Raw genomic sequence first — 13047 nt, 5'->3', positions numbered from 1 at the left:
GGGACTACCACAAATAATCAAATTGATAACAGCAGGCAGGCGATCACGATGTTCGATGCAGGCATCATATATTCCCCCTCGAATTTCGTTCATCTTACCATAATCTTTCAATTTTTTTCTATTCTGCACTGCTGTTTTGGCTCACAACGTGACCTTAGGCATAAGCACGCAAATCCAATATGGATTCAATTGCACCGCTCCGCTCAAAAAACGTCTCTGTTTTCAACCAAATGCACTAACTCCAAAAATGACTTTCCCATTATGTAAAATAAGCTGATTCTATGATTAAATAGAAGGTAAAAGGTGAAGGAGAGAACAACGTGGCAGCACAGACTGATTACAAAAAACAAGTTGTCGGCATCCTACTTTCACTTGCATTCGTACTCTTTGTGTTCTCTTTTTCTGAGAGACATGAAAAACCGCTTGTTGAGGGAAAAAAACAGGAAAACTGGCATACTGTCGTCGACAAAGCCTCTGTCAAAATTTATGGCAGCCGATTAGTTGAAGAAAACAAATTAAAGCAAAAACTCGGCCATAAACAAGCCGATTCTATTTTGACCCTTCTAAAACTCGCCAACGAAAAACACATTACATTATAAAAAAGAAAGAGCCCATTGGCTCTTTCTTTTTTAGTCAAATATCGTTTTCTTGTCCGGATGGCGCAAAAAGTCAAACAGCATGCTAAGCTGTGAGGGTGTGTTTCGTTTAGGAGAAAGCGGCGGGAGTCTGTCTTCCGGAAAAAAAGCGGCATGATTCGTCTCGATCCCTGTTTTCCCCTGCCCGCCCGTCATGCTGCATGCGATGAAGATTTTATAATAGTGATAAGGCTGAGGGGGATGAGAGTGTTTATGGCTGTCTAGCACGGCCAGCAATCGAGACGGCTCTGTATCGTACCCCGACTCTTCTTTGATTTCCTTGACGACGTTTTCAGCTGGCGATAAACCAATCTCGCAAAATCCACCCGGCAGCGACCACAGCTCATCATGCTTCTCCCGGACAAGCAAAATCTGATTCTCTCGGAATACTGCGCCGCGCACATCCGCTTTCGGTGTCGGATAGCCCTTCTCGCCTTGCCATAAATCAGTGATGACTTCAATGTCCTTCTCCGAGTAATCCGCCATCATTTCCGCGCTGAGCTTCATTAGCTCTTCGTACCTCTCCCTGTCGTACACATCCTTGGAAAAAGCAAGCCCCGCCTGTGCGATCGCCCGAATCCGCTGTACCCGTTCCAGCCATTTGGTTTGCACTTTTATCACTCATCCTTTCAAGTCAAGTTTCGCTATAAAAAATGCACGTTTTCCACAGATGAAAAACGTGCAACTGTAAATTAGCTTCTAATCTAACTTCACCAAGTAATCAATATCGTCCTTTACTCTCTCTTCTGTATTACTGCTATTTGTATCAGCTAAAAACGGATTATATACCAGTGTGTAATGTTTCTGTTCTCCTTTAGGGATGACATAACTGAGTACACCTGTAACCTTTTTCCCCGATACTAGTGTTCCTCCCATAAGGATTCTGCCCTTCTCTTCTATAGAAAAAACAGGCCGCACTGATTGATCATTCTTATCTCTTAAATCAAACCCGATAAAATTGTAGCTTATTGAATCTTCCCCTATATTTTCCATCGTAACTTCTATAATAAGCCGTTCCTCATCATCTTTTATTGTTTTTGTCTCCTCATTTACAGCTCCGCCAACATTCATATATTCACCTTTTTGCACTCTATCAACTTTATTCACTGTAAAATTCGTATGTCCTGCTTTAAATGTTTCTCCTATTTTATGTATTTGATCATCTTTTTTGGTCTTCGGCTCACCGCCTTTTTTCAATTCCTTATCAAGTTCCTTTTCAAGCTCTTCTTGCGATTTTTTCTCTTTCGGTTTTTCCTTCTCTGACGCATCGCTCGATTGGCTGCACGCTGAAAGCGCTAACCCGATCGTCAAGACAAATAATAGTAATAAGACTTTTTTCATGATTGTTCCCCCATCTAAAGTAATCGATTTCTATTATAATCAGATTTTTCCTTTTCTTAACAGGTAAGAAAGTAACGATTATTTCTATCTCATTCATCACAATCTTACTTCTTCCTAGTATTTGAATATTTTTTACTAGTCCATTAGACCTTTTCATCAAAAAAACCCGAGCTGGCTGAAGCCGCTCGGGTGGGAGGTCAATCTCGCTTGTTCATTCCTCTTTTCTCTCGAGGTTCCTGATGATGTTTTTGGTGTTCCGGAGGCTGCGTCGTGCGTTCCAGCTCCTTTGTATCTTGTCCCATTCCTTTTAAAAAGGAAAAGAGTAGTGTAATTGATTTGTTGATTTCCGGGTCTTTTAGCGAGCGGATAATATCAAAATAACCTGTCTTTTCTTCGCTGTTTTTCTGCTCTACAGCACTTGCCACACCCGCATTCACTTTCAAAATGAGAGGCTCCAGCTGCTTCACGTCCAGCATGCCGAGTGTCCCAAACAGAAGAAGCAGATTTTTCAGCGTATTGGCTGTTTCCTCTGTATCTGCCTTTTTCACCAGGATATCAAGAACTTTATCCCCTTGGCCAAAAAGGCCGCGGAGCAACGGCAGGACACCGCGCTCGTTCATATGGCCCAGCATATGCAATGTTTCGAGAATCGCTTCTTTGTGGTCAATTAGAGCATCTTCAATTTCCCGCAAATCACGCTTTCGCTGATCCTCTTCTGTTACCTCGATTTTTTGGATTCGTTTAATTGCTTTAGCCATTATGGCCCACCCCCCTTTTCACAGCGTCACCAGGGAAAATATAATCCTTCCGCGCCCATTTCTTATGAACCTGCACACCGATTTGCGGCTGCGGATTGCCGTTGCGGTGGTTGATCTTAGGCAGCGGGCTGATTCCGTCGTGCTTCAAAATTTCCATTTTGGCCGATGTTTCCTTGTAAGCAGGCGTATCGGTATCCTTATCGGCATGGCTGCCTGTTAACAGGTTGATCGCCGCTTCCCCTGAATCGTTCATTGGCAGATATACTTCCTTCCCTTTGACTCGATCAGTAATCAGGCACTTCACTTTGACATTTCCGAAAGGCGATGTGAGTCTGACGAGGGTTCCGTCCTGAATCCCTCGTTCTGCCGCAAGCTCAGAAGAAATTTCTAAGAACACTTCCGGTGTTTTTTCCGAAATCCCTTTTGATTTGTAAGTCAGGTTCCCTTCGTGGAAGTGCTCCAAGAGCCGCCCATTGTTGACATGGATATCATATTCCTCACCGAATTCCTCAGGCTCTGTCCACTGGACAGGGTAGAGAATGGCCTTGCCGTCCGGGAAAGGGAAGCGCTCTGTAAAGAGTAAAGGCGAATCCTTTCCATCAGCGTTTACAGGCCATTGCAGGGAATTATAGCCCTCAAGACGTTCATAGGTGACACCGGCATAAATCGGCGACAGCTTGGCTGCTTCCTCCATAATGTCTGCAGGATGCTTATAGTGCCAGTCGGCGCCAAGCTTATTGGCAACCTCCATAATAATCTGCCAATCCGGCTTTGATTCACCCAGCGGTTCAAATACCTGATACAAACGCTGAATCCGGCGTTCTGTGTTTGTAAACGTTCCTTCTTTTTCAAGGCTTGGGCTCGCAGGAAGAACCACATCAGCAAACTCCGCTGTACGTGAAAGGAAAATGTCCTGCACCACAAAGAAATCAAGCTTTTCATATGCGGCGTGTACATGATTGATATTGGAATCCACCAGGCCCATTTCTTCACCTTTTACATACATCGCTTTCAGCTGTCCGGAATGGATTTTTTCAATCATTTCGTGGTTGGTCATACCCGGCTCTTTCGGCAGCGGCACACCCCACACACGCTCGTATTTTTGGCGGACTTGTTCATCCGTCACTTTTTCATAGCCTGGCATTCTGTCAGGCATACTCCCGAAGTCACTTGCTCCCTGCACGTTATTATGACCGCGCAATGGGTAAGAACCTGCTCCCGGTTTTCCGTAGTTTCCTGTCACAAGCAGCAGGTTAGAGATCGCCGTGCTCGTGTCGCTTCCTCCAATATGCTGTGTCACGCCCATCGCCCACAATGCGCACACACTGTCAGCTTGCCCGATCATCTCTGCCATTTGGATAAGGGTTTCTTGATCAATCCCGGTTTTCTCCTCAGCATATTCAAGTGTGTACGGCGCGAGGCTTTTTATATATTCATCCCGTCCGTTCACTCTTTCTCTCAAAAATCGTTCATCGGCCTTGCCGTTTTCTATTAAATATTTGGCGATCGCATTCAGCCAGACGATATCCGATCCGGCACGCGGCTGGACAAATAAATCTGAGCGCTCTGCCATTTCGTGCTTTCTGATATCCGCGACGATCACTTTCTGCCCTCTCAGCTTATGAGCCCGTTTAATGCGAGTGGATAAGACTGGATGCGACTCAGACGTGTTCGAACCGATAATCAAAACAAGGTCCGCTTGCGCGATATCTGTAATTGATCCTGAATCACCGCCATAGCCGACTGTCCGGAACAGGCCGGCAGTCGCAGGAGATTGGCAATAGCGAGAGCAGTTGTCCACATTATTTGTGCCAATGACCCCTCTGGCCAGCTTTTGCATAAGATACGATTCTTCATTTGTACATTTAGAAGATGTAATAAAAGCGAGAGAATCCGGGCCAAACGCCTCTTTTAATTCAGTGAACTTGCTGGCGATCAGCGATAACGCCTCCTCCCACTCTGCTTCACGGAAATGGTCACCTTCACGGATCAGCGGCTTTGTCAGGCGTTCTTCGCTGTTAACGAAATCCCAGCCGAACTTGCCTTTCACACAAGTAGAAATGCCGTTGGCTGGCGCTTCCTCCTGCGGCTCTACTTTCAGAATGTCTCTGCCCTTTGTCCAGACATCAAAGCTGCAGCCGACGCCGCAATACGTGCAGACGGTTTTCGTTTTTTTGATTCGTTCATCGCGCATAGCGGATTCCATATCAGAAATCGCGAGAATCGAGCCGTAGCCTGTCTCTACGCCTTTCGTGATCTCGATCATCGGTCGCAGCGTTTCGTTATTGATGCCTGTTAAATATCCGGCTTCCCCTTCCATTCCTTTTTCCATCATCGCGTTGCACGGACAGACCGTTGAACAATGGCCGCATGACACACATGACGACTCATTGATCGGCACGTCGTTATCCCAAATGACGCGCGGGCGTTCCCGCTCCCAGTCAATGGTCAGCGTTTCAGTTACCTGAACGTCCTGGCATGCTTCAACACAGCGTCCGCACAATATACATTGATCTGGATCATACCGATAAAACGGATGGGATTCATCCTTATGGTATGGCTTGTGATCAAACGGAATGCTTTGGTGATTGATTTTCATTTCCTTCACCGTATTATGTATTTCGCATCCCCCATTGTTGTAATCGCAAACTGTACAATAAAGCTCATGATTATATAAAATCTTGTCCATCCCGATGACCTGCGCTTTTTTCACGTCAGGTGAGAGCGTATCAATGATATCCCCATCCTTTAATTCAGCGGAGCACGACCTCTTCAGCTCACCATTGATGCTGACGATGCACGTATCACATGTTTCAATCGGTCCTAAGCTTGGATGATAGCAAACTTGCGGCACTTCAATCGAGCTCTTATTCAAAAGCTGCAGCACCGTCTGTTCCTCGGACGCTTCCAATTCAACGCCGTTTATTGTGATTTTTTTCTTGCCAGCCATCTCCATTCCCCTTTCTTGCTTTATATACCGAATTACCTATTTCAGTTCCCTTACAACAACTCAATAAAACATACAAAGCGCACTCACATGTTTTATTGCACTAACACCGGGAAACGGGATGGTAGATCAATAAGGAGGGATCAACATGAAAAAGACAATGTCTGCTATTACCGCTGCGGCAGCAGTAACAAGCTGTTTTACCGGCTTTGGGGCTGCGTCCTTTTCAGCACCGGCAAAGGCCGCAGCTCAAACAAACACACTCTCAGAAAACACGAATCAATCAGCCGCCGAGCTTGTCAAAAACCTCTATAACACCGCCTATAAAGGGGAAATGCCTCAGCAGGCGCAAGGCCTTACCATTAACAAAAGCACAAAAGGGGATGTCCACGCTGCGTTTGGGGAACCGGAAAGACCAGTCGGGGGAGACAATCGATTTGATTTATATCACTGGAATATGGGACAGCCGGGCTACGGATTTTCCTATCATAAAGACATGACAATTTCAGAAATCCGCTACTTTGGAACCGGTGTGGAACGGCAGCTGAATTTAGGCGGAGTTACGCCGGAAGTGCTGCAGAAGCAATTAGGACCAGCAAATCGGGTGTTAACCGTCCCGTTTACCGATGAAATCGATTATGTATATGATACAGGCCGCTATGAACTCCATTTTGTAATAGGCACGGATCAGACAGCCGACCATGTAAACCTAAAAGCAAAATAAACACCCTACGCGGCTATTCAGCCGCTTTTTTAGTGGACAAATAAAAGCTATATTCCTTACAATACAGGGAGATGAAGAAGAGACGGGGTATCAATTCGCAATGAAGCGAAATCGATGGATATATGCAGTTTTCACCATACTGATCATTGGGCTGGGGCTTGGATCCAGAGCATTCTCCAGTGTTCTTCCTGATACCCTCAATACTTATCTGGGAGACTCGTTGTGGGCCGCCATGATCTTTACGGGATGCGGATTTCTATTTCGGAAGCTGAAGACAATGAAAACGGGCATTATCAGTCTTTCTTTCTGTTTTGTCATTGAATTCAGCCAGCTCTATCATGCCGAATGGATCGACCAGATTAGGGATACTTCTCTTGGCGGGCTTGTACTGGGGTACGGTTTTTTATGGAGCGATATCGAAGCATATACAATTGGAATTGCAGCCTGTGCCACCATAGAACTGCTGGTTTTGGGAATCAAAAAGCGCCGCTGTATGTGACGCTTTTTTCATGTAGAAAACAGCCCGCACTGAGAAAGAATGGTCTTCGCATCCAAACGCGTGGCCTCGCTTATCGTCATGTGATGTTGATTCATAAATGACTGAACGGCATGATAGCCAACTGCATAACCCGCAAAAGCTGATAAACCTGCAGGTTCAAATCCTTTGTCTTTAGCAATTGGATCACCAAACATATAACGGCTGACTTCCGAAAATCCTTTCACATCCAGCACCTCATTAATCACATCAATGGAATATTGCAAATCCTCATGATCAAAACGAGTTACCCAAGGGCCCAATCGTTCCGTACCAAACAGCTCTCTGGCGAATGATTCCGCCAATCCTTCAATCACAAGATAATCCCCGACACTTACAGAGCCATGATGAAAATCTATATACGAAAACCGCACATTATGATGAAATTCATGAGCAATAATTGAAGGAATCCTTGGCAGGTTATAACGGTTCGGATCAATCCATACATGAATAAAGCCCGGTATCCCGCCAAACCCGCAGTAGCCTTTTTGCAGCTGAAGTTTATTTGGATCAGCGATATAAAGGCCGAATTTGATCTCCTCTGCATTCACCCGCAGCTGTTCGCGCTCAGCAAAAAATATGCATTGCCGAAGTGCAGACTCAGCTGTCTCTGAAACATGTGATTCTTTCAGTATTTGCAGTGCTTTCTGCCCGCTTTCAGCATCACGGACATCCAAATAGCCCAGCATTTTCGCAGCCATGATCACATCATAGCCGTTTGGCTCCTTCGCTTTCAGCGGAACTTGGATGGCGGTCCACATCTTTTCAAACGGCCTCATCATCGTATACCGAAATTCATCTTCTCTTTTCTGTTCTTCCATTGAAAACAGCTTTTCGTATTGCTCAAAGGTCTTTTCCATGACAAGATTCATCCTGATTCCCTCCTTGTCAAAAACATACGATATGCCGTAGCGTAAGGGTCAACAGGAGAAATTAAGCCATTTTTCACTGTAAAATGATACAAAGCCGCCGATAGGTAAGGCATAGGAGGTGGAACGATGGATATTCCTGCTTTATCAGTTGCGATGCATCAAGCATCCCTTGCCCAGAATGTTAATATCACTTTAACGAAAAAAATGCTGGACACCGCCCAGCAAAATGCCGATCAAACCTTAAAGATGATTCAGCATCCGACTCTCGGACAAACTATTGATGTAAAAGCTTAACCTCACACCAAAGGCGGCCAATAACTCCATCCTCCCGGCCGCCTTTATTGTTCACAAAAAAGCATGCATGTTTTGATTGTTCCTCCGTATGATTTATTGTTTGCCATATTAAGGGGGTCATAAAGAATATGAAAAGACTGTTTACGAAGGCTTCATTGGTGTTATTCGCAGTAGTATTTGTTTTTGCCGCCAAAGGTGTACCCGCCAATGCGGAAACCCATGCCTACGATGGTAAAAGCCCTTATTACAATGATTGTGCGTCCACCGGCTCTACAAAAAAATCCTCAAACTTAGTGAATGCCAGCAATCAAGTCATCGGAGTAGTCGAGCTTAAATTCAGCAGTACATGTAAAACGGCTTGGGCAAAAATCACGATGAATAATACATTGACGTCTGGCTTTGAAGCAAATGCGGAGATTACCCGAAACACGGACGGAAAGAGATATAATTGTGATTCTGCAGGCGGCAATGGAAAAGCGGTCGCCGGCCAAAAGTCTTGCTATACACCGATGGTATATGATTTAGATCCAAGGACTTCTTACGCTTTCGGCAAATATTCAGGACCAAACTTAAATGTTTGGGCCACCACAGGCTCTTATTAAATAGAAAAAAGGCTGTCCATACGGGCAGCCTTTTCCTACTAATTCGCTTCTCTTTGTTTTTTAACCTCTTCAAGCTGAGAAACTGTGACCAATTGATAACCTTGATCGGTGAGCTTTTTCATAATTTCATCGGCCGCATCAGCAGAGGTGCGGTAAATATCGTGAATCAAGATGGTTCTTCCATCTCCCGCCTGGCTCATGACACGGTCAACGATTGTTTTTTTGTTACGGTCTTTCCAATCTTCCGGGTCAACGTCCCATAATGCGACATCCATTTTCATTTGACTCCGCAGTTCATCATTAATGCCGCCGTATGGGGGTCTTACAAGCGTCGGGCGGTACCCGCTTATTTTTTCAATGATGTCTTGCGTGTCATTGATCTGCTTTAGCGCTTCTTTCACTGGAAGCCTTGTGAGAAGCGGATGGCTCCATGAATGGTTCCCCACCTCATTTCCTTCTTTCAGCATTCTTATTAGCGTTTCCGGATAATATTGAACCCTGCTCCCCAAAACAAAAAACGTGGCATGACCCTTATATTTCTTCAAGGAGTCTAGAATCTGATTTGTTGTCGCAGGATTCGGGCCATCGTCGAAAGTAAGCGCAATGACTTTTTGATTTGGATCAACCGTTTCCTCTTTGGGTAAAGAAATCACTTCATGCTTCGGCTTTTGTTCTTTGATTTTATTTTTATTTTTTGCTTTATCAATATATTGTTCTTTCATAATGTCTTTCAAAAGACTTTTCTTAATGGCAATCGATTGCTCTCCAAGATAGCCTGCTGCAACCTGATATGTGTCAAAGTAAAGTTCGATATAATCCTCCTTGATGGCAAAGCGGCTGAAATTTTCTTTTTTCGGAGCCGTCCCTTCCTTTAACAGTGCATCATCCGCGGCAATGTCCTTATTCTTTTTCAGCTCGTGATAAGCGATTAACGAAAGCTTATGTAAGTAGTCAGCGTCCTCTTTGAAAATATCATCAATGGAAAGAAACGCTTGTTTACTAAAATCATAGTTAAACGTTTTTTTCACGGTTTGCCCGTGTGCCCCGCCGATATATTTATATTCATTAAATACAATCGCCACTGTCTGTTTGGCATAATGGACAATTTTATAATCAACATTTAATTCGTTGCGTTTTGTCGTATGCTCTTGGTCAACGTCTTTTGTTTCCTTTTGAAATTGACGAACCTCTTTTTCTGCGAATCTTTTTAATTCCGAATCCATTTTTTCATTTTTGAAAACGGGAAAGTTAACTGCGTAATTGAACGTTTTCCCGTCATTCACAAGCGTTGCGATCTCAACATTCCCATACTGAGAATCAGTTCTTACTTTATTCATGACCGTTTCTTTTTTCAATGAATGATTATGGAAAAAGCCGATAAGGCCCACCACACATACAACTGCTATTAATACATGAAACCATTTAATTCTTTTTGCTAACAACAAAAACTCCTTCTTTCGTAGCCATTTCGATTTACTCTTCGTCAGTTGGAACTGTATCTATTTAGAAATGATTTTGTAACATTGTAGTAATATTTATTTCACATTTGTAATACTATGAGATTTTGAAGTTCATGTCAATCCTTTTTAAGGAATTTCATCATAAAAAAAAACTGAGTTTCATGAATGGACATACACCCAACTTAAGCATCAAGAATATGGTAAAAGGAATAAAAAAAGCTAGGGAGGTTTTCCTCTTGGATTACCCTTTGAATGAACAGCCATTTGAACAAATTACCCCTTATGATGAAAGACAGCCTTATTATTATCCGCGTCCGAGACGGCCATTTTATCCGCCTTATTATTATCCGTTCTACCCGTTTTATCCGCGCCCGCCTTATTACTACCCGCGCCCGCGACCGCCTTACTACCCTTGGTACGGTTACGGCGGCGGTTATGGCGGAGGATATGGCGGCGGTTACGGTTACTAGTCGCCGCATATCAAAATGGGGGCAGTCCAGCTCCCCATTTTTTTATTTTAAAAATGACAATATCATGACAAATATAGGAAATAATTGTGATTCCGTCCCCCTCTTGTTACGATAACAAAAGCATGCAGTTTTAGGGGGAGGCGTCTATTTTTGGAGAATACAAGAGATTCTGCAGCCATATCTGAAACAAAATACATAAAAGCTTCGAACCGGGTAACCATTTACGATTTTATCAAACTTGCAAAACCCGGCATTATCATATCAAACTCGATAGCAGCCTTCGGCGGATTTTGGATCGCGTTTGCAAGCGCAGAAAAAACGTTAACCGGCTTGGCTTTTTTGATGACAATGGTAACAGCAATGTTGGGAACAGCGTTTGTGATGGCTTCCGGCACTGTCTATAACAACTATTTTGATCGGCATATGGACGCAAAAATGGCACGCACTCGCAGCAGGGCCTCGGTCACAGGGAAAATGCCGCCAGCCATGATCTTAACATATGGCTCTGTTTTAGGAATCGCAGGTCTTGCCATGCTTTATTCCCTCAATCCATTAACGGCCTTTCTCGGACTGGCCGCCTTTATTTTTTATGCGATCATCTATACGGTATGGGTGAAACGAACGTCTGTGTGGAGCACATTTGTCGGGAGCTTCCCAGGAGCTGCGCCGCCATTGATGGGGTATTGTGCCGTAACCGGTGACTTCAGTATGACAGCAGTGCTGTTGTACACGATTATGTTTCTGTGGCAGCCGCCGCATTTTTGGGCGATTGGGATAAGACGCAAAGAAGAATATCGTGCCGCTGGCGTTCCGCTCTTGCCAGTAGTCAAAGGCAATCATGTAACAAAAATAAAAATGATGCAATATATTGCCGTCCTGGTGCCGGTCACGCTATTATTTCCTTTCTCTCTCGGCACCGGCCATATCAGCCCATTTTATTTCTTAGCCGCCTTGGTTCTCGGAGGCATTTGGATCAAAAAAAGCATCAAGGGATTCAAAACAGACGATGACGTGAAGTGGGCAAAGGATATGTTTGTCTACTCGCTTATTTATTTTTGCTTGCTGTTCTTCATCATGATGATCGATTCATTTATGATGTTTCTGATCAGATGATGCAAAAAGAGCCACACATTAATGTGACTCTTTTTTGTTTGGAAAAACAGCATCTAATAGAAATGTCACGGCAAAAAACACAGCCATGCAAATCAAAAATCGTATAATCTCACTCAAAATCCAGCTATCAGCTATGCGCATACCATCGGTTTCTCGGAGGGTTGCGCATATTGAAAAAATCATGAGTATGTTTTTTAGGGTTTCTTTGTTCATAAAATACCATCGCTTTCTCGATAGGATGACTTAAAGGCAATGAGATAAGTCATCAAGATATAAAATGTGTCGCATCGTTGCATGTTTTGATTGAAAGAAATCATTGTTTTTTTGCCAGCCAATTGTAAAGCTCAGGCAAACAGATGAAAACCGTTTCTGTGAAAAAGCAGATCTAATCGAATGCTTCTATACTCTCTCCACAAATAAAAAATGCTAAGAAATACATTTGTTTCTCTAATCTATAAACCCGCACTCTTTTTCCATCATCAGGTATTATAAGCCAAAAACAAACAAAAAAATAGACTTGCGTTTGAGTTGTATGGAAGTGAAATTGCAAGAATAACCCATACGGTGGTAATATATTGTTTGATTTTCCCATATTCATAGATTTGGAGGTCATACAAAAGTGAAGGGAATATTTTTAGTTGTTCAGCTTGGATTTTCTATTATGGTATTTCTGTTTTTAGCTGCTGTTAATTGGTATCAAGGAAGCGAGCTTGTTTCAGATCGATTTGATTGGAACTATACTGCTAAACTCTCAAAACTGCTAAATGGAATTGATGCCGTCAGCAGCCCCAAACAAATTTCACAGCTTGATTTTTTCATCTATTCCGCTAAACACTACCCTGTTATGAGTGCGTTAATGATCATCTCTTTCTTATATGTTCTGGCCGCTCTTTTTTTACTTATATACTCAGTCAAATGCAATAAGCAAGAGATTCATTTGGACTGCTGACCCGGTGACATTCGTTTTTATAGCCCATTAACTCTTCAAGATGTTCCTGTGTTTAGTGAGGTAGACCTTAACCTATGTTTTCGGAACTTCTTGCTCAATTATGCGTATACCTTAATAGGAGGGATTAAACGATGAAAGAATATGAATTCGTAAGAGTTGAGCTGAGTACGATGAGAAGAAGGCCTAAAGAAGACTACCAGCAAATCATCCATGATTATGCGAAAAGAGGCTGGAGATTCGTTCAGATTTTCGCTCCCAGTATAGATGGGTATGGGGCAGCTGCTTATTTTGAAATCATATTTGAAAGAGATGCAGAAAAAGCTTAATCGATATGACTAAGCTTTTTC

15 protein-coding genes are annotated in these 13047 nt (G+C 43.4%); 9 read left to right on the top strand and 6 right to left on the bottom strand.

All coding sequences use genetic code 11. The features are described from left to right. Window positions 1-320: 320 nt before the first annotated feature. A complete protein-coding gene (locus tag NYE53_RS06660; RefSeq protein WP_003232791.1) occupies window positions 321-599 on the top strand; it encodes a hypothetical protein in 279 nt (92 codons plus the stop codon). A gap of 30 nt (window positions 600-629) precedes the next feature. On the opposite strand, the gene NYE53_RS06655 is transcribed toward NYE53_RS06660, so the two are convergent. The 4 genes from NYE53_RS06655 to fdhF form a co-directional block, all read right to left on the bottom strand. Next, window positions 630-1256 carry an NUDIX hydrolase gene (locus NYE53_RS06655; RefSeq protein WP_251186970.1) on the bottom strand — a complete coding sequence of 209 codons (627 nt, stop codon included), beginning with the start codon at window positions 1254-1256 and terminating at the stop codon, window positions 630-632. Between the two features lie 78 nt (window positions 1257-1334). Further along, on the bottom strand, window positions 1335-1976 hold the full coding sequence (locus NYE53_RS06650) for a DUF4352 domain-containing protein (protein ID WP_003244850.1): 642 nt from the start codon (window positions 1974-1976) through the stop codon (window positions 1335-1337). Between the two features lie 197 nt (window positions 1977-2173). Further along, window positions 2174-2734, bottom strand: a complete 561-nt coding sequence (locus tag NYE53_RS06645) for a DUF1641 domain-containing protein (protein WP_003232799.1) — start codon at window positions 2732-2734, stop codon at window positions 2174-2176. Beyond that, on the bottom strand, window positions 2727-5684 hold the full coding sequence (gene fdhF / locus NYE53_RS06640) for a formate dehydrogenase subunit alpha (RefSeq protein ID WP_339247863.1): 2958 nt from the start codon (window positions 5682-5684) through the stop codon (window positions 2727-2729). Before fdhF ends, NYE53_RS06645 begins: the two co-directional genes overlap by 8 nt. Before the next feature lie 145 nt (window positions 5685-5829). Here fdhF and NYE53_RS06635 point away from each other — a divergent pair, with 145 nt between their 5' ends. Both NYE53_RS06635 and NYE53_RS06630 read left to right on the top strand, forming a co-directional pair. Then, the gene (locus NYE53_RS06635; protein WP_014476503.1) at window positions 5830-6405 is read left to right on the top strand and encodes a YjgB family protein; all 576 of its coding nucleotides are present in this window, start codon (window positions 5830-5832) and stop codon (window positions 6403-6405) included. 100 nt (window positions 6406-6505) lie between these two features. Then, window positions 6506-6904: a DUF2809 domain-containing protein gene (locus NYE53_RS06630; protein ID WP_339247860.1), complete on the top strand. Its 399-nt coding sequence runs from the start codon at window positions 6506-6508 to the stop codon at window positions 6902-6904. Window positions 6905-6912: 8 nt separating this feature from the next. On the opposite strand, the gene NYE53_RS06625 is transcribed toward NYE53_RS06630, so the two are convergent. Beyond that, complete coding sequence (locus tag NYE53_RS06625) at window positions 6913-7812, bottom strand: DUF2268 domain-containing protein (RefSeq protein ID WP_339247858.1); 900 nt, start codon at window positions 7810-7812, stop codon at window positions 6913-6915. A gap of 126 nt (window positions 7813-7938) precedes the next feature. On the opposite strand from NYE53_RS06625, the gene NYE53_RS06620 reads away from it, so the two are divergent. Then, on the top strand, window positions 7939-8106 hold the full coding sequence (locus NYE53_RS06620; RefSeq protein WP_339247856.1) for a YjfB family protein: 168 nt from the start codon (window positions 7939-7941) through the stop codon (window positions 8104-8106). Between the two features lie 128 nt (window positions 8107-8234). After that, complete coding sequence (locus NYE53_RS06615) at window positions 8235-8708, top strand: YjfA family protein (RefSeq protein ID WP_032678796.1); 474 nt, start codon at window positions 8235-8237, stop codon at window positions 8706-8708. Between the two features lie 38 nt (window positions 8709-8746). Here the strand turns inward: NYE53_RS06615 and pdaC are convergent, their stop codons facing one another. Further along, a complete protein-coding gene (pdaC, locus tag NYE53_RS06610) occupies window positions 8747-10150 on the bottom strand; it encodes a peptidoglycan-N-acetylmuramic acid deacetylase PdaC (protein ID WP_339247854.1) in 1404 nt (467 codons plus the stop codon). A 254-nt stretch (window positions 10151-10404) separates the two neighbouring features. On the opposite strand from pdaC, the gene cotT reads away from it, so the two are divergent. The 4 genes from cotT (at window position 10405) to NYE53_RS06590 (ending at window position 13026) form a co-directional block, all read left to right on the top strand. Continuing rightward, window positions 10405-10638: a spore coat protein CotT gene (gene cotT / locus NYE53_RS06605; protein WP_014479515.1), complete on the top strand. Its 234-nt coding sequence runs from the start codon at window positions 10405-10407 to the stop codon at window positions 10636-10638. A gap of 111 nt (window positions 10639-10749) precedes the next feature. Next, window positions 10750-11751, top strand: coding sequence for a heme o synthase (cyoE, locus tag NYE53_RS06600; protein WP_174242818.1), 1002 nt, complete (start codon window positions 10750-10752; stop codon window positions 11749-11751). A gap of 619 nt (window positions 11752-12370) precedes the next feature. Next, window positions 12371-12700: a YjdJ family protein gene (locus NYE53_RS06595; protein WP_003232822.1), complete on the top strand. Its 330-nt coding sequence runs from the start codon at window positions 12371-12373 to the stop codon at window positions 12698-12700. 131 nt (window positions 12701-12831) lie between these two features. Then, window positions 12832-13026, top strand: a complete 195-nt coding sequence (locus tag NYE53_RS06590; RefSeq protein WP_003232825.1) for a DUF4177 domain-containing protein — start codon at window positions 12832-12834, stop codon at window positions 13024-13026. Window positions 13027-13047: the final 21 nt, after the last annotated feature.

The sequence above is a fragment of the Bacillus sp. FSL R5-0523 genome, from assembly GCF_037975295.1.
Taxonomy (GTDB): domain Bacteria; phylum Bacillota; class Bacilli; order Bacillales; family Bacillaceae; genus Bacillus; species Bacillus subtilis.
This window is presented reverse-complemented; position numbering and strand designations above follow the sequence as displayed.

Bases quoted from the DNA above. Each gene is read 5' to 3' on its own strand.
- NYE53_RS06615 (WP_032678796.1), top strand. From the start codon at position 8,235: ATGAAAAGACTGTTTACGAAGGCTTCATTGGTGTTATTCGCAGTAGTA.
- fdhF (WP_339247863.1), bottom strand. From the start codon at position 5,684: ATGGCTGGCAAGAAAAAAATCACAATAAACGGCGTTGAATTGGAAGCG.
- NYE53_RS06650 (WP_003244850.1), bottom strand. From the start codon at position 1,976: ATGAAAAAAGTCTTATTACTATTATTTGTCTTGACGATCGGGTTAGCG.
- NYE53_RS06645 (WP_003232799.1), bottom strand. From the start codon at position 2,734: ATGGCTAAAGCAATTAAACGAATCCAAAAAATCGAGGTAACAGAAGAG.
- NYE53_RS06625 (WP_339247858.1), bottom strand. From the start codon at position 7,812: ATGAATCTTGTCATGGAAAAGACCTTTGAGCAATACGAAAAGCTGTTT.
- NYE53_RS06635 (WP_014476503.1), top strand. From the start codon at position 5,830: ATGAAAAAGACAATGTCTGCTATTACCGCTGCGGCAGCAGTAACAAGC.
- NYE53_RS06620 (WP_339247856.1), top strand. From the start codon at position 7,939: ATGGATATTCCTGCTTTATCAGTTGCGATGCATCAAGCATCCCTTGCC.
- NYE53_RS06630 (WP_339247860.1), top strand. From the start codon at position 6,506: ATGAAGCGAAATCGATGGATATATGCAGTTTTCACCATACTGATCATT.
- NYE53_RS06590 (WP_003232825.1), top strand. From the start codon at position 12,832: ATGAAAGAATATGAATTCGTAAGAGTTGAGCTGAGTACGATGAGAAGA.